This is a genomic window from Rahnella sp. AN3-3W3 (assembly GCF_003263545.1).
GTDB classification, from domain to species: Bacteria; Pseudomonadota; Gammaproteobacteria; order Enterobacterales; family Enterobacteriaceae; genus Rahnella; species Rahnella variigena.
Map to the genome: position 1 here is coordinate 110,931 of NZ_JYDG01000002.1, position 21,645 is coordinate 132,575.

Sequence of the window (21,645 nt, forward strand, 5' to 3'; positions counted from 1 at the left end):
CTAGTTGCCTCTTCCAAACTCTTTAAAAGTGGGGTACCAGGTTCGCTTTCTGGATGTTGCTCAGTGCGAACACTTCATCTTTCCCTTCCACTGTCACCGTGATCATTTCGCCTTCGACAGCCTTAATAATGCCCTGCCATTTGCGACGATTCTGCACTGCCATACGCAGAACAATGCTGACTTCGTCACCCCGGAAACGTTGATAATGTTCAGCGGTGAACATAGGACGATCAAGGCCTGGAGAGGAAACTTCCAGGTTGTAGGCGACGGTGACTGGATCTTCAACGTCCAGCACAGCGCTCACCTGGTGGCTGACATCAGCACAATCATCAACATTGATCCCGGCGTCACTATCAATATAGATGCGCAACGTCGATTGGCGAGCCCGAACGAACTCGATGCCCACCAGCTCAAAGCCAAGTGCCTCGACTGGTGCTGTAATCAGCTCTGTTAATTTTTGTTCTAATGTGGACAAGCCCACCCCCAAGACATAAAAAAAGGGCTAAATAGCCCAGTGATTCTGTTGCCAAATAACAAAAAACCCCGATAAATCGGGGCTTTATGCAACTGGACCCTATTCGCCGCATAGCGGCTTCGGTACAACTTTCGCGAAGTGTTATTTCAAATAGAAACTTTCAAATTGGAACTGCAGAACATCACAGGAAGACACTGAAAGTCTATTTGAAATAAACACTTAGGGAAAGTGGTTGCGGGGGCCGGATTTGAACCGACGACCTTCGGGTTATGAGCCCGACGAGCTACCAGGCTGCTCCACCCCGCGTCCGAAAACGTGGCAAATACTACGCCGATAATCGCTAAAAAGCAAATTATCACAAAGATTGGTACCGAGGACGGGACTTGAACCCGTAAGCCCATTCGGGCACTACCACCTCAAGGTAGCGTGTCTACCAATTCCACCACCTCGGCACTCTTTTTTTTCACAATCGCTTATACTGTCCAAGTACAAGCCACTGTTTAAAACTTTTCACTTCTTGCGATAAGAAGGTTACTGCTTAGCGAGGAACGTCACTGTTAGGCGCTGCTGGAGCTGCCGGTGCAGTGGTCTGCTCAGTTTTCACTGGCTGACTCAGGTTTTCCCACTCACTACCTTTTTGGCTTTTATTGGTGCTCATGTTCCCGAGAATCAAACTAATGATAAAGAACAGTGCTGCCAAAATGCCGGTCATACGGGTCATGAAGTTACCGGAACCACTCGAACCGAACAATGTGCCAGAAGCACCTGCTCCGAAAGAGGCTCCCATATCAGCGCCTTTGCCTTGTTGCAGCATAACCAGAGCAACAAGCCCGATTGCTACGATAAGGAAAATCACCAGAAGAGCGTCGTACATAGTAGTACCTGTATCCTCGCGGGTTCACCGCATGCCAATTGCTTCTCACCATTTAGCAGGTCATTCATGGACCCACTGAAGCGGGTGTGAATACTAACCAAAGCCGTATTGCCGTGCAAGGGCAATCTTCATCAAAATGTTCGTTTGCGGAAAAAAACGGCAAATTTGAAGCAAAGTGGCTGACAGGACGCTGTTCAGCCACGCATATCACGAAAATTCGCCGTTTTTTATCAGGTTACGCTTTGACTGCTTTTACCGCATCGGCAATACGGTTAGCCAATTTTTCCACCAGTTCCGCGTCTTCGCCTTCTACCATCACACGCAGCAAAGGCTCGGTACCTGATTTACGTAACAGTACCCGGCCACGACCCGCTAACTGTTTTTCAACATCTGCAGTGACCTGCTTAACTTCGTCGGATTCCAGCGGATCATGTTCGCCAGCAAAACGGACGTTAATCAGGATTTGTGGCAGCAATTTCATACCGCTGCACAAATCATGCAGGCTCATGTGATTGCGAACCATGGCGGTGAGCACTTGCAAACCGGCCACGATGCCGTCACCAGTGGTGGTTTTATCAAGCAGAATGATATGGCCGGAGTTCTCAGCACCAATACGCCAGCCTTTTTCCTGCATTTTTTCCAGCACGTAACGGTCGCCAACTTTCGCACGGGTAAATGGAATACCGAGCTGTTTTAATGCCAGTTCCAGGCCCATATTACTCATCAGGGTGCCGACGGCGCCGCCTTTCAGCTGGCCCTGACGCAAGCCTTCACGAGCAATGATGTAAAGGATCTGGTCACCATCGACTTTATTACCTTCATGGTCGACCATAATCAGACGATCGCCGTCGCCGTCAAAAGCCAGCCCGACATGGGCTTTTTCTGCCAGAACGCGTTGCTGTAACTGACGGACGTCGGTCGCACCGCACTCTTCGTTAATGTTCATCCCATCCGGGTCGCAGCCGATAGTAATCACTTTAGCGCCCAGTTCCCGCAGAACGCTTGGCGCAATGTGGTAAGTCGCGCCATTGGCACAATCCACAACGATTTTCAGTCCGTTCAGGCTCAGTTCGCTCGGGAACGTCCCTTTGCAGAATTCGATATAGCGGCCGGCAGCATCCACAATACGGCTGGCTTTACCCAACGCAGCGGATTCCACGCAAGTAAGAGGTTTTTCGAGCTCAGCTTCGATGGCTTCTTCCACTTCGTCCGGCAGCTTTGTACCGTCAATAGTGAAGAATTTTATGCCGTTATCGTAGAACGGGTTATGCGATGCAGAAATCACAATCCCGGCTTCAGCACGGAATGTACGGGTCAGATACGCAACTGCAGGTGTTGGCATCGGGCCGGTAAAGGAAGCCGAAAGCCCCGCAGCAGCCAGACCGGCTTCAAGTGCAGATTCCAGCATATAGCCGGAAATACGGGTATCTTTGCCGATAATCACTTTACCCGAACCATGACGCGCTAATACTTTGCCTGCAGCCCAGCCCAGTTTGAGAACGAAATCAGGGGTGATCGGGCTGTCGCCTACTTTTCCACGTATGCCATCAGTACCAAAGTATTTACGGTTGCTCATAATTAATTTTTATCCCTTGCAGAAAGTGTCGCTTCCACGATACGCATCGCTTCGACGGTTTCTTTAACATCATGTACGCGAACTATCTGAGCTCCCTGCATGGCAGCAATCACAGCGCAAGCAACGCTGCCCGTCACGCGTTTCTCCGGTGACACATGCAGTAGCTGCCCTACCATAGATTTCCTCGACATCCCCACCAAAAGTGGTAACCCGAAGTGATGGAACTCAGCCAGTCTGGCGAGTAACTGATAGTTATGCTCTAAATTTTTACCGAAACCGAAGCCCGGGTCGAGCAACAATTTGCTTTTCGGAATGCCGGCATTCACACAACGTGCAATTTGCTCGACAAAATACTGGTCTACCTGCGCAACGACGTTGTCGTAATGCGGGGCATGTTGCATCGTTTTCGGGTCACCTTGCATGTGCATCAGACAAACGGGCAAACCCGTTTCTGCCGCAGCCTGCAATGCCCCTGGCTCCTGAAGCGAGCGAATATCGTTAATCAGATGCATACCGGCATTTGACGCTTCACGGATAACAGAAGCCTTCGAAGTATCCACCGAGATCCAGACATCAAAACGTCGCGCGATGGCTTCTACGACCGGCACCACACGGGCCAGTTCTTCCTCTTCGCTGACTTCAGCAGCGCCCGGACGCGTTGATTCTCCCCCGATATCAAGGATTGTCGCGCCGGCATCGACCATCGCCTGAGCGTGGCGAAGCGCAAGATCAAGCGTGTTGTGTCGTCCGCCATCAGAAAAGGAATCTGGGGTAACATTCAGGATCCCCATCACCTGGGGAAAAGTGAGATCCAGTATCGAGTCTCTGGCTGTGAGGTGCATAAATCATGTCCCTTCTGGTCATTCGTTGAGGCAGTTTCAAATTCCGACACAAAGAATGCACGCATAAAAAACCCCGGGCAAGCCCGGGGTTGAGTGTTATCTGCGTTATTTTCCAACCAGCTGCTTATTTGCCGCTGAATTGCTCAAACATCGTGTTGCCAGGATTTGGCGTGCGAGGTTCGTCAACTGGCGTTGGCGCTTTTGGAGCACCGCCGTCGTTAGAATTATTGTTGCCGTTTTTACCGTTAGCATCATCCCAGCCAGCAGGCGGGCGAACTTCCGTACGGTTCATCAGGTCATCAATTTGCGGCGCATCGATGGTTTCGTATTTCATCAGGGCATCTTTCATTGAATGAAGGATATCCATGTTTTCCATCAGCAACGTACGCGCACGAATGTAGTTACGCTCAACCAGAGATTTCACTTCCTGATCGATGATACGGGCAGTTTCATCAGACATATGTTTAGCTTTCGCAACTGAACGACCGAGGAAGACTTCGCCTTCTTCTTCCGCATACAGTAACGGACCTAATTTCTCTGAGAAGCCCCACTGCGTAACCATGTTACGGGCAATAGAGGTGGCAACCTTAATGTCGTTCGACGCACCGGTAGACACTTTTTCCACGCCGTAAATGATCTCTTCAGCAAGACGACCACCGTACAAGGTAGAAATCTGGCTTTCCAGTTTCTGACGGCTTGCGCTGATCGCATCGCCTTCAGGCAGGAAGAAGGTCACACCTAATGCACGGCCACGAGGAATAATGGTCACTTTATGCACCGGGTCATGTTCAGGAACCAGACGACCAATGATGGCGTGGCCTGCTTCATGATAGGCAGTGGACTCTTTCTGCGATTCAGTCATCACCATGGAACGACGCTCAGCACCCATCATGATTTTGTCTTTGGCTTTTTCAAACTCAACCATCGACACCACACGTTTGTTACCACGTGCAGAGAACAATGCAGCTTCGTTCACCAGGTTAGCCAGGTCCGCACCGGAGAAACCAGGGGTACCACGGGCAATCACAGACGCATCAACGTCAGTTGCCAGCGGAACGCGACGCATGTGAACTTTCAGGATCTGTTCACGGCCACGTACGTCTGGCAAGCCTACAACAACCTGACGGTCGAAACGGCCCGGACGCAGTAATGCCGGGTCAAGAACGTCAGGACGGTTAGTTGCTGCAATTACGATGATACCTTCGTTACCTTCGAAGCCATCCATCTCAACCAACATCTGGTTCAGTGTCTGTTCACGTTCATCGTGACCGCCACCTAAACCTGCACCACGCTGACGGCCAACGGCGTCGATCTCATCGATAAAGATGATACATGGAGCGGCTTTCTTCGCCTGTTCGAACATGTCACGCACACGAGATGCACCGACACCCACGAACATTTCTACGAAGTCAGAACCGGAAATCGTAAAGAATGGCACTTTGGCTTCGCCGGCAATGGCTTTCGCCAGCAAGGTTTTACCGGTACCCGGAGGACCAACCATCAGAACGCCTTTAGGAATCTTACCGCCCAGTTTCTGGAAACGGCTTGGCTCGCGCAGGTAATCTACCAGCTCGCTCACCTCTTCCTTCGCTTCGTCACAACCTGCAACGTCAGCAAACGTCGTTTTGATTTGGTCTTCCGTCAGCATGCGGGCTTTGCTTTTACCAAAGGACATTGCGCCTTTGCCACCGCCACCCTGCATCTGTCGCATAAAGAATATCCAGACGCCAATCAGAAGCAGCATCGGGAACCATGAAATGAAGATAGTCGCCAGGAAACTCTGCTGTTCAGGCGGTTCACCAACAACTTTCACGTTTTTGCTCAGCAGCGTATCCAGTAATTTAGGATCATTAACCGGAATATAGGTTGTGTATTTGCTGCTGTCTTTTTTGATAACGTCAATCGCACGTCCATTGATACGTACTTCACGGACCTGGTCTTGGGCCACTTCGGTTGTAAAGGTAGTGTAATCTACCTTACTGCCATTAGATTCGCTGGGACCAAAACTCTGAAATACAGACATCAATACAACTGCGATGACTAACCAGAGGATCAGGTTCTTCGCCATGTCACTCAAGGGATTAACCTCATATTACAACTGTGTTAACAAACAGCGTTAGGGAACTACAGTTTCCGCCCTGTCGCTACGATGTACACTTCTCGCGAACGTGCTCGGGAAGCGTCTGGCTTACGAATCTTCACCTTCGTAAACAGGGAGCGAATTTCCCGCAGGTATTCATCAAAGCCATCTCCCTGAAACACCTTCACCAGGAAACTTCCGCCTGGTGCTAATACATCCCGACACATATCCAATGCTAATTCAACCAGATACATCGATTTTGGAATATCGACTGCCGGAGTACCGCTCATATTAGGCGCCATGTCAGACATGACCACCTGAACTTTGCTTTCTCCCACGCGTTCGAGCAGCGCTTTGAGAACTAATTCATCACGAAAATCCCCCTGAAGGAAGTCGACTCCAACAATAGGATCCATAGGTAAAAGATCAAGAGCAATAATTCGCCCTTTGTTACCGATCTGCGAAGCCACATACTGTGACCAACCGCCAGGCGCTGCACCTAAATCAACCACCGTCATACCTTGTTTAAACAGCTTATCGCTTTGCTGTATTTCATCAAGTTTAAACCAGGCACGGGAGCGCAGCCCTTTTTTCTGTGCTTGTAGCACATATTTATCGCTAAAGTGTTCCTGCAACCAGCGACTGGAACTTGCAGAACGCTTTTTATTAGACATTATTTAGTAACCATATAGTTTTCCAACCACCCTGAGTTAGAGCCTTTGGAACAAGCCGTTAGCATCATGGCGTCTATGGCTAAGTCAGTATAATTGGCCTCCCGAAGCAGTCCGGGTTGGTCATATACATGAGATGGCGGTAGAATGACCCGTTTTCAATCCCAACTTAAGCAAAAAAGACGATGAATCTTAACAATAAACAAAAACAGTACCTGAAAGGTCTGGCACATCCACTGAAACCGGTTGTTATGCTGGGCAACAACGGCCTGACAGAAGGTGTGTTAGCCGAAATCGAACAGGCACTGCAGCATCACGAACTGATCAAGGTAAAAGTCGCGGCAGAAGAACGTGAGACGAAGACCTTGATCGTAGACGCGATTGTGCGTGAAACCAAGGCGTGTAATGTGCAAGTCATCGGCAATATGCTGGTACTTTATCGCCCTTCCACCGAAGACCGCAAAATTATCTTACCGCGTTAATCCATTAAGGTTTAACGAAAAGCGCTGTAGATTTTCGGAAAGGTGCCACGAAATCACGTTCAGGGGAAGGTCTCAGCGGGCCTTTTTACTTTAGTTTTCAATTTACTGTGAAGCAATTCACTGCATGAATGTGAGAATTACAGGGCGAAACATTACGTTTCGCCCTTTTTAATGCAGATTTTAGAGGTATTCGACCTTCAATACTTCAAACTCAACATCACCGCCAGGTGTTTTGATAACAACGACATCATCCTGTTCTTTGCCGATTAAACCACGTGCAATCGGTGAGTTAACAGAAATGAGATTCTGTTTAAAATCAGCTTCGTCATCGCCGACAATGCGGTATTTTTGCTCTTCCTCAGTATCCAGATTCAGCACGGTCACTGTGGCGCCAAAAATCACGCGGCCAGTAGCAGGCATTTTGGTCACATCGATAACCTGAGCATTCGACAGCTTGGCTTCGATTTCCTGGATACGGCCTTCACAAAAACCTTGCTGCTCACGCGCAGCATGGTATTCAGCATTCTCTTTCAAATCGCCGTGTTCACGTGCGGTCGCGATATCAGCAATGATTTTCGGGCGACGGACACCTTTCAGATGGTCCAGTTCTTCACGTAATCTTTCTGCGCCACGCAATGTCATCGGAATCGGTTTCATATATTTATTACCTCTAACTTGGTCCTTTCGGTAAACACCGTCCTGATTGAATCAGGTAAGAAATTAAGCCAGCGCTTCTGACCGACTCTCTGGCGAAAAACAAAAAAAACCTCACCCGGAGTTGCCACCAGGCCAGGATTCATTTTGCATTTTGATTCGTATTTTAACGTAGAGTTCCTTGAGGATCATCGTTTACTTTCAGCCACGTTGCGCCTTGGTTCGTAGCATCGTAGTATGGCACCACATTATCCCGCCGTTACCCAGAGCCTTTACTCAAAATAATGCGTTTTTTACGAATTGTCAGTGGATTAGCATGCGCGTTTGTACTGAATACAAATGCGGCTCAGATCGAAAATTACACAGAATATCTGCCTGACGGCACGAATCTGGCTGTGCTGGTACAGAAAATTGGCGCGCCTGCGCCGGCTATAGACTATCACGGTACTCAAATGGCGCTACCCGCCAGTACCATGAAGATTCTGACCGCGCTGGCGGCTTTGCTGCAGCTTGGGCCTGATTTTCGTTTCACCACCACACTTGAAACACCAGGTTCGGTTTCTGATGGCGTATTAAAAGGTGATTTGGTCGCTCGTTTTTCCGGTGATCCGACATTAAAACGTCAGAATATTCGGAATATGGTCGCTGTGTTGAAAAAACAGGGCGTCAAAGAAATTACCGGCGATGTGGTGATCAACACTTCGGTTTTTGCCAGCCATGATAAAGCGCCCGGATGGCCGTGGAACGACATCACCCAATGCTTTAGCGCACCACCGGCAGCCGCTATTGTCGACAGAAACTGTTTCTCAGTCTCACTGTACAGTGCCCCGAAACCTGACGAAAACGCGTTTATCCGCGTAGCATCTTACTATCCTGTGCATATGTTCAGCGAAGTGCGCACTCTGGCGAAAGGGTCTCAGGATGCACAATATTGTGAGCTGGACGTCGTGCCCGGTGAATTCAACCGCTATACCCTCACCGGCTGTCTGACCCAACGCAGCGAGCCTTTGCCGCTGGCGTTCGCTATTCAGGATGGCGCGAGTTATGCCGGTGCGATTTTAAAAGATGAGCTGTTGCAGGCTGATATTCAGATTGATGGCACGCTGAAGCGTCAGACTCAACCAACACCAGCGGGCACCGTTCTGGCACAAACCCAGTCGGCGCCGTTGCATGATCTGTTGCATCAGATGCTCAAGAAATCAGACAACATGATCGCCGATACGGTATTTCGGACAATTGGCCATCAGCGTTTTGGCGTGCCGGGAACGTGGCGTGCCGGTTCAGATGCTGTCCGTCAGATTTTGCGTCAGAAAGCAGGCGTAGATTTAGGTAACTCTATTCAGGTTGATGGTTCCGGTCTTTCCCGCCATGACTTGTTGTCACCGGCCACTATGATGCAGGTACTGCAATACATCGCGCAGCATGATAAAGAGTTAGACTTTATCTCAATGCTGCCATTGGCGGGTCATGACGGAACCTTGCAATATCGCGGCGGTCTGCATGAAGCAGGCGTTGACGGCAAAGTGTCGGCGAAAACCGGCTCACTGTCTGGTGTCTACAACCTTGCAGGCTTTATTACGACAGCCAGCGGACAGCGCATGGCCTTCGTCCAGTTCCTTTCAGGGTATGCGGTTCCGCCTGAAGATCAACGCACACGACGGGCTCCGCTGGTGCGCTTTGAAAGCCGTCTCTACAAGGATATCTACCAAAATAATTAACCACGGAGAAGTGCCAGAAGATGAAACTACTGATCGTTGAAGATGATGAACTCTTACGGCAGGGGTTGATGCTGGCACTTACCAGTGAAAATTATGCCTGCGATTGCGCTTCAACGGCGGCCGAGGCGCACAGCCTGATTCAAACCAGCCAGTACAGTCTGGTGATCCTGGATTTAGGCTTGCCAGACAAAGACGGGGCAACGTTGCTGCGCGAGTGGCGACGCCAGAATATCGCTCTCCCCGTTCTTATCCTTACCGCCCGGGATGCGTTAGAAGACCGCGTCGATGGTCTTGATGCCGGCGCTGATGATTACCTGATCAAACCTTTTGCACTGGTCGAATTACAGGCCCGCGTGAGGGCGCTTATCCGCCGTTATCAGGGACAAAGCGACAATCAAATTTCAGTGGATAATCTGAAAATCAATTTGTCCTCGCAACAGGCTTATCTCGACAACAATCCGGTGGAAGTCACTCCCAAAGAGTTCGCGATTTTGTCGCGCCTGATGATGCGTGCGGGGCAAACCGTGAACAGGGAATTACTTCAGCAGGATCTCTACACCTGGCAGGATGATCTGGGTTCCAATACGCTCGAAGTCCATGTTCATAATCTGCGTCGTAAGCTCGGTAAAGAAGTCATCCGCACCGTACGTGGCATTGGCTACCGGCTGGAAATTCGACAATGACCAGTATGCGTCGCCGCCTGCTGGTTATGCTGGCATTGATTTTATTCGTCACTCAGCTCACCAGTGTTTTTTGGCTCTGGCATGAAAGTCAGGAACAGATTAATTTACTGGTTAATGACACGCTTTCTGCAAAAGTACGGAACGCGCATGTTGAGAGGGAAATCGCAGAAGCGATAGCTTCACTCATTGCGCCTTCGCTACTGATGATGAGTATTACACTGGTTCTGTCCTTTTGGGCGATCAGCTGGATTATCCGTCCGCTCAATCAGTTGCAGAAACGTCTTGAAACCCGCTCTGCTGATAACCTTTCGCCCCTGCCCCTTAACAGCGAAATCAGGGAAGTTGTTGCCGTTACCAATGCGCTGAACCAGCTATTTTCCCGTCTCTCCAGCACTATTCAGCAGGAACGATTGTTCACTGCCGATGCGGCGCATGAGCTACGCACCCCTCTTGCTGGCGTACGCTTGCACCTGGAAATCATGCAGAAAAATGGCGTGGAAGGCAGTGATACGCTGATAAGTCGTATCGACCTGCTGATGCACACCATAGAGCAATTGCTCATGCTGGCCCGCGCCGGACAAAATTTCGCCAAAGGCGAATATCAGCAAGTTGATCTGATCAGTAACGTCATGATGCCACTCGAAGAAGAGTTACGCGAAATGCTTGATGAACGCCGACAGAAGCTGAAAATACACTTACCGCCGCTTGCTGAAATTCAGGGAGATGCCGTGCTGCTGCGGTTGATGGTGAGGAATCTGGTCGAGAACGCCTACCGTTACAGTCCGGAAAATAGCGACATCACAATTACGATTGCGCCAAAAGATAACGGCTTCCTGATACAGATAGATGATGCGGGCCCGGGCATTGATGAGACCAAAGCCAGCGAGCTGACACAGGCGTTTAAACGCAGCGATCAGCGGTATGGCGGCAGCGGTCTGGGATTAAATATTGTGGTGCGAATAGCGCACCTGCATGCCGGTACGCTGACACTGCTTAACCGCACTGGCAACACTGGCCTCAGCGCACAATGCTGGTTACCGGATGTCGCATTACAAAGTTCTCTGACACTTTCACCAGACGCCCGCTAATACGCGCTCTGATTAAAACGCGATTAAAAAGAAAAAGGCTGCCAATGGCAGCCTTTCTTTCAGAGATATGTCGCTAATACACGGGAATTAACGTTCGTAAATGATTTCTACGCCTTCGTCGTCATCTTCATCCCAGTCATCATCCCAGTCGTCGTCAGCTTCAGCTTCCACTTCAGCCAGTTGTTCACGATGATAGTCGTCCCACATGAACTCAACTTTCTCTGGCGCAGCTTCTTCGATTGCCATGTGCTTAGGATTTTCATTGATGAATTTCATCACGTCCCAGCACAACGCATTCACGCCTTCGCGGTTTGCGGCGGAAATCAGATAGTAATTACCTTCCCAACCCAAAGCATCGGCGATTGCTTTTGCACGTGCTTCCGCTTCTTCTTTTTCGATCAGGTCAACTTTGTTGAATACTAACCAGCGCGGCTTTTCAGCCAGCTTGGCATTGTATTGCTTCAACTCGTTGATGATGACTTTCGCATTTTCGATCGGATCAGATTCATCAATCGGTGCGATGTCGATCAGATGCAAAAGAACACGGCAACGCTCGAGGTGCTTCAGGAAGCGAATACCCAGACCTGCGCCTTCAGATGCCCCTTCAATCAGACCCGGGATATCTGCAACCACAAAGCTCTGCTCATGATCCATACGGACAACGCCCAGGCTCGGAACCAGCGTGGTAAACGGATAATCAGCAACTTTAGGTTTCGCCGCAGACACTGAACGGATAAATGTAGATTTACCCGCATTTGGCAGACCCAGCATACCAACATCAGCCAGAAGCATCAGTTCGAGTGCGATATCGCGCTCTTCACCTTTAGTGCCCATGGTTTTCTGACGCGGTGAACGGTTCACGGAAGATTTAAAGCGGGTGTTACCCAGCCCGTGGAAACCGCCTTTCGCGACCATATTAATCTGACCATTTTTGGTCATGTCGGCCAGGACTTCACCCGTGCTTTGGTCGAGAACGCGCGTTCCGACAGGCACTTTAATGGTGATATCTTTACCGCGCTTACCGGTACAGTCGCTGCTCTGACCGTTAGTACCGCGCTCAGCACGATAAGATTTCACAAAGCGGAAATCGATCAGCGTATTGAGGTTCTCATCAGCAACCAGGTAAACATCGCCGCCATCACCACCGTCGCCGCCGTCAGGACCGCCACGTGGAATGTATTTTTCGCGGCGGAAGCTGACGCACCCGTTACCGCCATCACCGGCCACAACCAGAATCGTGGCTTCATCAACAAACTTCATTTGTACCGTCTCCGTAAATCATTCGCCGGGCAGCTAAAGTTTAGCTACCAGGTTTTGCTCTGTCCGACGTGGCCACCAACGATGGCCAATTGCGGAAAACATTGCACCCGCCACCACCACAAATGCCCCAAGATAACCAATGAAATTAAGCACTGGTGCAGCAAAAAAGTCAGGCCAGGCAAGTGCCAATAAATCTGAAAATAGCAGGGTAAACAGCGGGGTCAGTGTCACAAGAGCACTGACCTGAGCTGCCTGCCATCTCGCCATCGCTTCCGCTAAGGCGCCATATCCTACTAAGGTATTCGCGCCGCAAAACAACAGACAGGCAAACTGCCAGCCGCTGAGCTGTGAAAGCACCGCCGGGCTGGCCAGCGGGAGCAATGCGATAGAACATAAAGTGTACAGCAAAAACAGGATTTGCGGTGAAGCCAGTTGACGCAGCAATACCTTTTGCGCCACGCCGTATATCACCCAAACCGTTGCTGCCCCGACGCCAAAAATTACACCCAGGGTGTAATCCGTCAGACGGGTAAAAATCTCAATCAGGCTGGTATTAAAAAATAATATCAGCCCGAAGATTAACATACTGGCGCCAATGACCTGCGTAACCCGCATCCTTTCTTTCAGGATGATCACGCTGGCCACCATCATACCGACAGGAGAAAGCTGACCGATTACCTGCGAGGCCGTCGGGCTGAGAAATTGCAGGGACGAACTAAAAAGGACAAAGTTCCCCAGCAATCCGCAAGTGGCAATCAGAACTAAAACCAACCAGCGTGGCCTGCTAAAAATCGCTTTCGGCGGCAATCTGCGTCTGGCAGCAAGAATACAACCCAACACAATGGCAGCCATCGAAAACCGATACCAGACTACTGTGAAGGGATCCATCACCACTAAAACCTGCTTCAGGGCGATGGGCAAAGATCCCCAACTCATAGCAGTGATCAGCGCCAACATAATCCCAACAGGAGCCTGCGATTTCGTGTCCATATCCCGCCAGAATGGGCTAACCAGAATGTAAAAAGCCCCGCAACGAATTGCGGGGCTTACATCTATTTACTAAGACGCGAAAAACTTATTCAGCTTCGATGCTGATGTACTTACGGTTTTTCGGGCCTTTAACTTCGAACTTGACTTTACCGTCAGCCAAAGCAAACAGAGTGTGGTCCTTGCCGCAACCCACGTTGATACCAGCGTGGAATTTGGTGCCGCGCTGACGAACGATGATGCTGCCTGCCAGTACTGCTTCGCCGCCAAAGCGTTTTACGCCCAGACGTTTAGCTTCTGAATCGCGACCGTTACGTGTGGAGCCGCCAGCCTTTTTGTGTGCCATTGTTCCGCTCTCCTAATCTTAAGCGCTGATGCCGGTGATTTTAACGTCAGTGAACCACTGACGGTGGCCCTGCTGCTTACGATAGTGTTTACGACGACGAAACTTAACGATTTTGACCTTTTCGCCACGACCGTGAGCAACGACTTCAGCTTTAATTACACCGCCAGCAACTAAAGGCAGGCCGATGTTGATTTCTTCACCGTTTGCAATCATCAGAACCTGATCGAATTCGATAGCTTCGCCAGTTGCAACGTCCAGCTTCTCCAGACGAATAGTCTGGCCTTCGCTGACACGGTGTTGTTTACCACCACTTTGGAAAACCGCGTACATATAAAACTCCGCTTTCCGCGCACTCAACTTTGTATAGTCCAGAGGGCGCTATAAATATTCACAATAGGGCGCGAATTCTACGCAAAAAATCAGCATAAGACAAGAGCACAATGCCTACAAAAGAAGAAAAAAAGCGCAGTTCTTCCGATAGCATTTATCTACACTGTTTTTCAAGTACAATCCCCTTTACAGTTAGCGCCATGTGCCAATGTGAGCCAGATCTCATTGCGGTGAAGAGAACAACAGCCGAAAAAACACAATGAACCTAGAACAGATTATTGATCTTACCCAGGACGACATGGCTGCAGTCAACGCATCCATCCTTGAACAGTTGAATTCAGAGGTTTCTCTCATCAATCAACTGGGATATTACATCATCAGTGGCGGCGGCAAACGTATCCGCCCGATGATAGCAGTACTGGCAGCCAAAGCACTATCCTATGAGGGCGACAAACACGTAAAAGTCGCCGCTCTGATTGAGTTTATCCACACAGCCACGCTGTTGCATGACGACGTCGTTGATGAGTCTGATATGCGTCGAGGTAAAGCGACGGCTAATGCCGCATTTGGTAACGCAGCCAGCGTGCTTGTCGGTGATTTTATCTACACCCGGGCATTTCAAATGATGACTGATCTGGAATCGCTCCCTGTTCTTGCGCTGATGGCAAAAGCCGTGAATGTGATTGCAGAAGGTGAAGTTCAGCAATTGATCAACTGCAATGATCCCGACATCACTGAAGAAAGCTATATGCAGGTTATCTACAGCAAAACTGCGCGCCTGTTTGAAGCGGCATCTCAATCCTCTGCCATGCTGGCTGGCGGGAATGATGAGCAGATTAAAGCGTTGCAGGATTACGGCCGTTATCTCGGTACTGCATTCCAGCTGATTGACGATTTGCTCGATTATGATGCTGACGGTGAAACACTGGGCAAAAACACCGGTGATGATCTCGATGAAGGGAAACCGACGTTGCCGCTTCTGCATGCCATGAAGCACGGCAATGCGGAACAATCGGCCATGATTCGAAAAGCTATCGAAGAAGGCAACGGACGTCATTTACTGGAACCTGTTCTTGCCGCGATGCATCAATGGGGCTCACTGACGTATACCCGTCAGCGTGCTGAAGAAGAAGCCGATAAAGCCATTCAGGCACTGCAGGTTCTTCCTGAGTCTGAATATCGGGCCGCGCTCGAAGGTCTGGCTCATATGTCTGTAAAACGCGATTTCTGAACATACTCCGTCGTACCCGCCAGCAGGCAGGTACGACGTCTTGTGCGATTAAGCCTCTCCCGGTTTGCGCAACCTGTTAAGCATTTCCGCCACACCTTCCCGCACGATAAAAGAAATCATCGTTTCGCGTTCCGGCTCCCTGAGTTGTTTATAACTTTCTATCCAAATCGCCAGAGGGTCCTGATGAGATGTATACACATATTCCGCAGAGTGTTCGTTCATGGCGAGACTCGCCACCGCACTGCCCGGTAAACTGTCGATGTGATATTCCACCGCCCGCCCCTGCACACCTCGCCTGCGACGCTTTACCCAGCCTAATCTGCGGGCCATTCCATGCACACCCTGTGTGGATGTGGGAAGGCCTTCTTTTCCGGTCAATTCCTTTGCAGCAAACCACTCTTTTTTCATAACATTCCTTGTATTTCTTATATAAGAATAAGAAAGGTCGTTGTTATACATTCATGACAGGCAATTAATCATGATGTCCTTCCTGGCTGGTGAGCGTTTTTTTTAAAGATGGTATTAACACGTGTCATTTAGGAATACAGGTATTTAAAGAAAAGAAGATATTCAATTTTTCAGAATGCGTCTACTGCTGCTTTAAAAAGTTTCCATGAATTATATTCATCAAGAGTTGTGCAACCCTATAAAAAGGACTTTTTCAGAAAGTTATGAAAGCAATCTCTTTCAGAAACGCAACCACCATCACAAACCCCATGAATAACATAAGGTTAAAGAAAAAATCATTTATAGCCTGATACTAACCCTCCGTCATCAATCACTTTCTTCCTAAAAAATTTATTCACACATTACTAATATCGATATAATTGCTAAAAATAACAACATTCCAATAACGCTTCCTAATAAAATGTATTCAACAAATTCACTAAAAATCGAGACAAATCACAAAAAGCAAATTTAAATTACTTGTTTGTTTTAATGATAATAAGAATGTATTTTCGAAATAAGAGAATAACTTATTATTCGGAAACATTGATGAGACTAAATAAAATTACAACAAGCACTCGAGGAATGTATATTTTTGGCAATAGCCTCTTATAGCTTCTTATAATCTGTTTAACCCATAAGGAAAGATCATGACGGCAAATAATAAAGACTGGCACCAGGCGGATATCATTGCAGCGCTTCGTAAAAAAGGAACAACTCTGGCTGCGGTTTCGCGTTCTGCAGGGCTGAGTTCTTCCACGCTTTCAAACGCGTTATCAAGACCGTGGCCAAAGGGGGAATTGCTGATTGCCAGTGCGCTGGGCATTCATCCGTCGCTCATCTGGCCCAGCCGTTACTTTGATGCGAATACATTAAAGATCATTGAACGTCGTTGCCGGCCAACTCCCGGTACGCGCGTATAAAATCAAATATTCAGAAAAAACCGCCAGATTTCTCTGGCGGCTCTTTGACTCAATGGCCTGCTTGTTGACGCCTTAATCAATGAGGACTTACTTATTAATGAACTGCTCGCCTAATTCGATATCTTTACGCAGGATATCTAACATTGAGTCCAGGGATTGTTGTTCAAAATGGCTGAGCTCACCGATGCTGATAAGCTCAGATACCCCTTCTTTACCCAGAAGAACAGGCTGCGCGAAGAAACGGGCATGTTCGCCTTTCCCTTCAACATAAGCACATTCAACCACATTGCTTTCACCTTGTAAGGCCCGGACCAGAGAAAGCCCGAAGCGTGCAGCAGCCTGTCCCATGGAAAGCGTGGCAGAACCACCACCCGCTTTAGCTTCTACAACTTCCGTACCGGCATTCTGAATACGCTTCGTCAGCGCTTCAACTTCGCTGTCACTGAAAGTGATTTCAGAAAGCTGAGATAATAAAGGAAGGATAGTCACCCCTGAGTGCCCGCCAATGACCGGCACTTCAATGTCTTCTGGCTGCTTACCTTTGAGTTCAGCAACGAAAGTGATAGAGCGAATAGCATCGAGCGTTGTCACACCAAACAGTTTGTTTTTGTCGTATACACCGGCGTTTTTCAACACTTCAGCCGCAATCGCGACGGTCGTGTTAACAGGGTTGGTGATGATACCGATGCAGGCTTTCGGGCATGTACTGGCCACTTGCTGGATTAGATTGCGAACAATGCCCGCGTTCACGTTGAATAAATCAGACCGATCCATACCGGGTTTACGGGCGACACCGGCAGAGATCAGGACGATGTCCGCGCCAACCAAAGCAGGCTTCGCATCTTCACCGCAAAAACCTTTGATTTTAACTGCGGTGGGGATATGACTGAGATCGACAGCGACACCCGGAGTAACCGGAGCGATATCATACAATGAGAGTTCGGAACCGGAAGGTAGCTGGGTCTTGAGCAGAAGCGCGAGGGCTTGACCGATACCGCCCGCAGCACCGAGAACTGCAACTTTCATCCTATACTCCTTTTTTATCATTAACTTATAAGTGTCGTGGAATTATTTTAGTGTGACCTTAATCACTTACGCTGTTAAAAACAATTGCTCACCTGCAGAGAAACTGAGGTTGGTCGTTTAGAAAGTAAAAAAAAACCTTTACGACGACCTTTTCCGGTCTTTTATGACTTTTTATCGGAAAGCGACATTATTAAAAGTAGCAGCACAAAACACACCAGGTTAATAAATGGTTAAATTCGCTCCAATGTTGAGAGCTGAATCGAGATCATCAGATAAAGGAGGGATTGAAGGTGTGGTCTCAACGAAATGCACATTTTTGGCATATCCATTACCTCTCCTTTTTCCCCATAACGCCTGTGTTCCTTGCCGGATGCATAATTCGGGATCTGCATCTCTTCGCATAGTTGCATAAAAATGCAATTATCTGCATAATCAACACAACTATGATACAGAGACCAGGGTGCAAAATGCGTAATCCTGCTAAACAGGAAGATTTAATCAAAGCCTTCAAAGCATTGTTGAAGGAAGAGAAATTCAGTTCTCAGGGCGAAATTGTTGCCGCACTTCAGGATGACGGTTTCGAAAATATCAATCAGTCAAAAGTCTCACGGATGCTGACCAAGTTTGGTGCTGTCAGAACCCGTAATGCGAAGATGGAAATGGTGTACTGCCTGCCTGCTGAGATTGGTGTGCCAACCACCACCAGCCCGCTGAAAAATCTGGTATTGGATATAGACCATAATGACGCGGTTGTCGTGATCCGCACCAGTCCGGGCGCGGCACAACTGATCGCCCGCTTGCTCGACTCACTGGGTAAATCAGAAGGGATCCTCGGCACGATTGCCGGCGATGATACCATCTTCACGACACCGGCCCGCGGCTTTAGCGTTAAGCAACTCCATGACGCGATACTCAGTCTGTTCGAGCAGGAACTGTAAATCCGCCTCATTTTGAACCTGCTGCAGCACCTTTTCTGTGCCAGAGGTCAGAAGAACACGCTTTCTGGCCTCCTCTTAACTACCTCCTTTCTAAATCACTGTTCCCTTTCAAGAGCATCCCGCAGTCATTCCTGTTAAATCCCTTAACAAGCACCACAACCACGTCACAGAAAGATTTCAACGATGTGATTCACTGCAAAAATAAGCACAAATAGCCACATTCACCCAATTTATTGATTTTACGAAAAATTAACACAAAAAGTCTATTTTTCACGCGTTTTTTATTCTTTTTAGTTATTAAAAATACACATAGGATGCACATAGACACCAAAATAACTATTAGCAAACTATTAATATTTACAGTTATTAGATGTATACTCATTTCCGTGGTGTGAAGCACCGGATATTGAAAACATAATAAAATCGACGAGGTCAAAATCATGAAAGTTAAAACTACAATCGCAACGTTAAGCATTCTATCTGCCCTGTCATTTGGCGTTTTTGCAGCACAACCTGTAACACAGGAACAAGCGTCAAATCTGCAATCAACAGGCATGATCAGCGTGAGCGGTGTTGCCGGCGCACCTTCTGATATCCGTCAGGCATTGTCAGACAAAGCCGATGCCAAAGGCGCTAAAGCATTCCGTGTTATCGAAGTTCGTGAAGAAGGTAACTACCACGCGACCGCTGAAATTTACCAATAAGTTCGGGTAAACGTAGCGAAGGGGCCTGAATGAATTGGGCCCGCGCAATGCGCATCTAGACGGATTTGTCACTGCATCATCTGCGTTCCCGTAGGCTTTACGCACTCCTGAACCCGATATCACAGTTCTGATGAATCCAGACATCAATCGACGTTGCTCTCGAAATAATCTAACAACGTCAGTGAATTCAGGAAATTATCATGAAAATCATTACTACTATTGCCGCCCTAAGCCTGTTATCTGCTGTTTCTTTCGGTGCATCCGCCGCTCAACTGGTGACTAATCAGCAAGCAGAAAATTTACAGCCTATGGGCACAATCAGCGTCAGCGGCGTCGATGGTGTTCCGACCGATATCCGCCAACAACTGTCTGATAAAGCCGACAGCAAAGGCGCTAAATCTTTCCGCGTGATAGAAGCCCATAACGACGGCGCTTATCATGCAACCGCAGAAATCTATCAGTAAGATCCCTGAGTAAGTCCCTGATACAAAGCCACTGTTTGAGTATTTTGAATTAGCGTTACCGGGTTTCAACAGCCACTGTTCGAAGAAATACAGCGAAAATACACTGCGCTGTTGAGGCTGGAAGGAGAGCTGACACTGCCACTGCCCTGCTCTCCGGCTAACGATACCCTCGTCGTCCTGTCCGACGACACCCTTTGGCCCTCAATTTTTGAGGGCTTTTTTTTGTCAAAATTTTTGCCTCAAAGAGTCCTGTCCGTCGGTAAAAGGCAAAAAAAAGCACAGCCGGAGCTGTGCCTGGTTCCATCAATTTACGTTTTACAGCTGTTGCACAGCCTGCGCCTTGGTTGCCAGTGCCGCCAGCAGTTTGCCGTGAATGCCGCCGAAGCCGCCGTTGCTCATCACCAGAATATGGTCGCCCGGCTGGGAAGCCTTGATCACCATATCAACCAGCGAATCGACATCTGCGCTCCAGTGCGCTGGCTGAATACAATGTTCAGCCACTTCAGCCACCTGCCATGGAATATGCTGCGGTTGTAACAGGAAGACTTCGTCAGCACGACCCAAGGATGGTGCCAGTTCATTCTTACTCATCCCCATTTTCATGGTATTAGAGCGAGGTTCGAGAACCGCAAGAATGCGCGCAGTCCCGCCAACTTTGCTGCGCAACGCAGAAAGCGTGGCCAAAATGGCTGTCGGATGGTGAGCGAAATCGTCGTACACGCTGACACCGTTTTCCACACCGCGAAGCTCCAGACGGCGGCGGGCATTGATAAATTCTCCCAGCGCTTTGCAGGCATCTTCCGGCTTAACGCCAACATGACGGGCAGCGGCGATCGCCATCAGTCCGTTATGCATGTTGTGTTCGCCGACCAGATTCCAGTTAACCTGACCAACCACTTCGCCGTGCAGATAGACTTCAAAAGTGCTGGCGTCTGGCGTCAGTTTTTTCGCATCCCATGCACAATTTTCAGCTTCACCGGCAAATTCCTGCTCACTCCAGCATCCCATCGCCATGACCTGTTTCAGTGGTGTGTCGTGCTCTGGCAAAATAATTTTGCCTTTGCCCGGCACCAGACGCACCAGATGGTGGAACTGTTTCTGAATGGCCTTAAGGTCGTCGAAGATATCAGCGTGATCGAACTCGAGGTTATTGAGCACCAGTGTACGCGGGCTGTAATGAACGAACTTGGATCGTTTATCAAAGAACGCGCAGTCGTATTCGTCGGCTTCCAGCACCATAAAAGGACTGTTGCCAAGACGCGCAGAGACCTCAAAATTGCCCGGCACGCCGCCAATGACATAACCCGGCTCATAGCCGCAGGCCTCGAGGATCCACGTGACCATTCCCGCCGTCGTCGTTTTGCCGTGCGTACCCGCCACCGCAATAACCCAGCGTCCCGGAAGGACGTGGTCATGCAACCATTGTGGCCCTGAAACATAAGGGATCCCCTGCTCCAGTACGGCCTCGACGCAAGGATTACCGCGCGTCATCGCGTTGCCGATAATCACCAGATCAGGGTGCGGATCGAGCTGTGCAGGATCGTAGCCCTGGATCAGGTTGATCCCCTGATTTTCCAGAAGCGTACTCATCGGTGGATAAACGTTGTCGTCCGAACCGGTGACCTGATGCCCCTGAGCACGAGCCAGCATCGCCAGCCCGCCCATAAACGTGCCGCAAATCCCAAGAATATGAATGCGCATATATTTTCCATTGATGCCTTTAAGTCAGCCGCTATTCTACCGCTCAGATTCCTCCAGAAGAAATGGATTTGCCTATGATTCGTCCATATATTTGGGCTAAACTGCCTTCGCTCTTGTGAAATTTTTATTAACGTACCGTTATCTA

The 21,645-nt window shown here is 49.0% G+C and carries 23 protein-coding genes and 2 tRNA genes; 9 read left to right on the plus strand and 16 right to left on the minus strand.

All coding sequences use genetic code 11. The features are described 5' to 3' along the window. Positions 1–22 precede the first annotated feature (22 nt). The 8 genes from rimP to rlmE all read right to left on the minus strand — a co-directional run bounded on the left by rimP (position 23) and on the right by rlmE (position 6,521). Complete coding sequence (gene rimP / locus UC15_RS01460; RefSeq protein WP_157960951.1) at positions 23–475, minus strand: ribosome maturation factor RimP; 453 nt, start codon at positions 473–475, stop codon at positions 23–25. Between the two features lie 229 nt (positions 476–704). Next, a tRNA-Met gene (locus UC15_RS01465) sits at positions 705–781 on the minus strand. Positions 782–840: 59 nt separating this feature from the next. After that, a tRNA-Leu gene (locus tag UC15_RS01470) sits at positions 841–927 on the minus strand. An 86-nt stretch (positions 928–1,013) separates the two neighbouring features. Then, positions 1,014–1,349, minus strand: coding sequence for a preprotein translocase subunit SecG (secG, locus tag UC15_RS01475; RefSeq protein WP_112286792.1), 336 nt, complete (start codon positions 1,347–1,349; stop codon positions 1,014–1,016). A gap of 235 nt (positions 1,350–1,584) precedes the next feature. After that, positions 1,585–2,925 (minus strand): phosphoglucosamine mutase, encoded by a 1,341-nt coding sequence (glmM, locus tag UC15_RS01480; protein WP_112286793.1) that lies wholly within the window; start codon positions 2,923–2,925, stop codon positions 1,585–1,587. A gap of 2 nt (positions 2,926–2,927) precedes the next feature. After that, the gene (gene folP / locus UC15_RS01485) at positions 2,928–3,767 is read right to left on the minus strand and encodes a dihydropteroate synthase (protein ID WP_112286794.1); all 840 of its coding nucleotides are present in this window, start codon (positions 3,765–3,767) and stop codon (positions 2,928–2,930) included. A gap of 124 nt (positions 3,768–3,891) precedes the next feature. Further along, the gene (gene ftsH / locus UC15_RS01490) at positions 3,892–5,835 is read right to left on the minus strand and encodes an ATP-dependent zinc metalloprotease FtsH (RefSeq protein ID WP_112286795.1); all 1,944 of its coding nucleotides are present in this window, start codon (positions 5,833–5,835) and stop codon (positions 3,892–3,894) included. A 56-nt stretch (positions 5,836–5,891) separates the two neighbouring features. Beyond that, entirely contained in the window at positions 5,892–6,521 is a 630-nt protein-coding gene (rlmE, locus tag UC15_RS01495) for a 23S rRNA (uridine(2552)-2'-O)-methyltransferase RlmE (protein WP_112286796.1), read from the minus strand. Between the two features lie 182 nt (positions 6,522–6,703). Here rlmE and yhbY point away from each other — a divergent pair, with 182 nt between their 5' ends. Further along, positions 6,704–7,000, plus strand: a complete 297-nt coding sequence (gene yhbY, locus UC15_RS01500; RefSeq protein ID WP_095923662.1) for a ribosome assembly RNA-binding protein YhbY — start codon at positions 6,704–6,706, stop codon at positions 6,998–7,000. Positions 7,001–7,180: 180 nt separating this feature from the next. Here the strand turns inward: yhbY and greA are convergent, their stop codons facing one another. Further along, positions 7,181–7,657 (minus strand): transcription elongation factor GreA, encoded by a 477-nt coding sequence (gene greA, locus UC15_RS01505; protein ID WP_112286797.1) that lies wholly within the window; start codon positions 7,655–7,657, stop codon positions 7,181–7,183. A gap of 281 nt (positions 7,658–7,938) precedes the next feature. Here greA and dacB point away from each other — a divergent pair, with 281 nt between their 5' ends. Genes dacB through pmrB form a run of 3 tightly spaced genes read left to right on the plus strand, consistent with a single transcriptional unit; the run spans position 7,939 to position 11,143 of the window. Further along, positions 7,939–9,372, plus strand: coding sequence for a serine-type D-Ala-D-Ala carboxypeptidase (gene dacB, locus UC15_RS01510; RefSeq protein WP_112286798.1), 1,434 nt, complete (start codon positions 7,939–7,941; stop codon positions 9,370–9,372). A 20-nt stretch (positions 9,373–9,392) separates the two neighbouring features. Beyond that, entirely contained in the window at positions 9,393–10,055 is a 663-nt protein-coding gene (pmrA, locus tag UC15_RS01515; protein WP_112286799.1) for a two-component system response regulator PmrA, read from the plus strand. Continuing rightward, a complete protein-coding gene (gene pmrB, locus UC15_RS01520; protein ID WP_112286800.1) occupies positions 10,052–11,143 on the plus strand; it encodes a two-component system sensor histidine kinase PmrB in 1,092 nt (363 codons plus the stop codon). The genes pmrA and pmrB overlap by 4 nt, the downstream gene beginning before the upstream one ends. A gap of 87 nt (positions 11,144–11,230) precedes the next feature. Here the strand turns inward: pmrB and cgtA are convergent, their stop codons facing one another. The 4 genes from cgtA to rplU form a co-directional block, all read right to left on the minus strand. After that, positions 11,231–12,403, minus strand: a complete 1,173-nt coding sequence (gene cgtA, locus UC15_RS01525; RefSeq protein ID WP_112286801.1) for an Obg family GTPase CgtA — start codon at positions 12,401–12,403, stop codon at positions 11,231–11,233. A 33-nt stretch (positions 12,404–12,436) separates the two neighbouring features. Beyond that, the gene (locus UC15_RS01530; RefSeq protein WP_112286802.1) at positions 12,437–13,393 is read right to left on the minus strand and encodes a DMT family transporter; all 957 of its coding nucleotides are present in this window, start codon (positions 13,391–13,393) and stop codon (positions 12,437–12,439) included. 85 nt (positions 13,394–13,478) lie between these two features. Further along, positions 13,479–13,736, minus strand: coding sequence for a 50S ribosomal protein L27 (gene rpmA / locus UC15_RS01535; RefSeq protein WP_013573805.1), 258 nt, complete (start codon positions 13,734–13,736; stop codon positions 13,479–13,481). 18 nt (positions 13,737–13,754) lie between these two features. Further along, entirely contained in the window at positions 13,755–14,066 is a 312-nt protein-coding gene (gene rplU, locus UC15_RS01540; RefSeq protein WP_013573804.1) for a 50S ribosomal protein L21, read from the minus strand. 259 nt (positions 14,067–14,325) lie between these two features. Between rplU and ispB the strand changes: the two genes are divergently transcribed. After that, entirely contained in the window at positions 14,326–15,297 is a 972-nt protein-coding gene (gene ispB / locus UC15_RS01545) for an octaprenyl diphosphate synthase (RefSeq protein ID WP_112286803.1), read from the plus strand. A 48-nt stretch (positions 15,298–15,345) separates the two neighbouring features. Here the strand turns inward: ispB and UC15_RS01550 are convergent, their stop codons facing one another. Continuing rightward, positions 15,346–15,705 carry a DNA-binding protein gene (locus UC15_RS01550; RefSeq protein WP_112286804.1) on the minus strand — a complete coding sequence of 120 codons (360 nt, stop codon included), beginning with the start codon at positions 15,703–15,705 and terminating at the stop codon, positions 15,346–15,348. Positions 15,706–16,394: 689 nt separating this feature from the next. On the opposite strand from UC15_RS01550, the gene UC15_RS01555 reads away from it, so the two are divergent. Continuing rightward, positions 16,395–16,667: a helix-turn-helix transcriptional regulator gene (locus UC15_RS01555; protein ID WP_112286805.1), complete on the plus strand. Its 273-nt coding sequence runs from the start codon at positions 16,395–16,397 to the stop codon at positions 16,665–16,667. A gap of 87 nt (positions 16,668–16,754) precedes the next feature. Here UC15_RS01555 and mdh read toward each other — a convergent pair whose 3' ends face one another. Beyond that, entirely contained in the window at positions 16,755–17,693 is a 939-nt protein-coding gene (gene mdh, locus UC15_RS01560) for a malate dehydrogenase (RefSeq protein ID WP_112286806.1), read from the minus strand. A gap of 467 nt (positions 17,694–18,160) precedes the next feature. Here mdh and argR point away from each other — a divergent pair, with 467 nt between their 5' ends. The 3 genes from argR to yhcN (UC15_RS01575) all read left to right on the plus strand — a co-directional run bounded on the left by argR (position 18,161) and on the right by yhcN (UC15_RS01575) (position 19,799). After that, the gene (argR, locus tag UC15_RS01565; RefSeq protein ID WP_112286807.1) at positions 18,161–18,631 is read left to right on the plus strand and encodes a transcriptional regulator ArgR; all 471 of its coding nucleotides are present in this window, start codon (positions 18,161–18,163) and stop codon (positions 18,629–18,631) included. A gap of 440 nt (positions 18,632–19,071) precedes the next feature. After that, a complete protein-coding gene (gene yhcN / locus UC15_RS01570) occupies positions 19,072–19,335 on the plus strand; it encodes a peroxide/acid stress response protein YhcN (protein ID WP_112286808.1) in 264 nt (87 codons plus the stop codon). Positions 19,336–19,535: 200 nt separating this feature from the next. Further along, the gene (gene yhcN / locus UC15_RS01575; RefSeq protein ID WP_112286809.1) at positions 19,536–19,799 is read left to right on the plus strand and encodes a peroxide/acid stress response protein YhcN; all 264 of its coding nucleotides are present in this window, start codon (positions 19,536–19,538) and stop codon (positions 19,797–19,799) included. 315 nt (positions 19,800–20,114) lie between these two features. Here the strand turns inward: yhcN (UC15_RS01575) and mpl are convergent, their stop codons facing one another. Next, on the minus strand, positions 20,115–21,500 hold the full coding sequence (gene mpl / locus UC15_RS01580; RefSeq protein ID WP_112286810.1) for a UDP-N-acetylmuramate:L-alanyl-gamma-D-glutamyl-meso-diaminopimelate ligase: 1,386 nt from the start codon (positions 21,498–21,500) through the stop codon (positions 20,115–20,117). Positions 21,501–21,645: the final 145 nt, after the last annotated feature.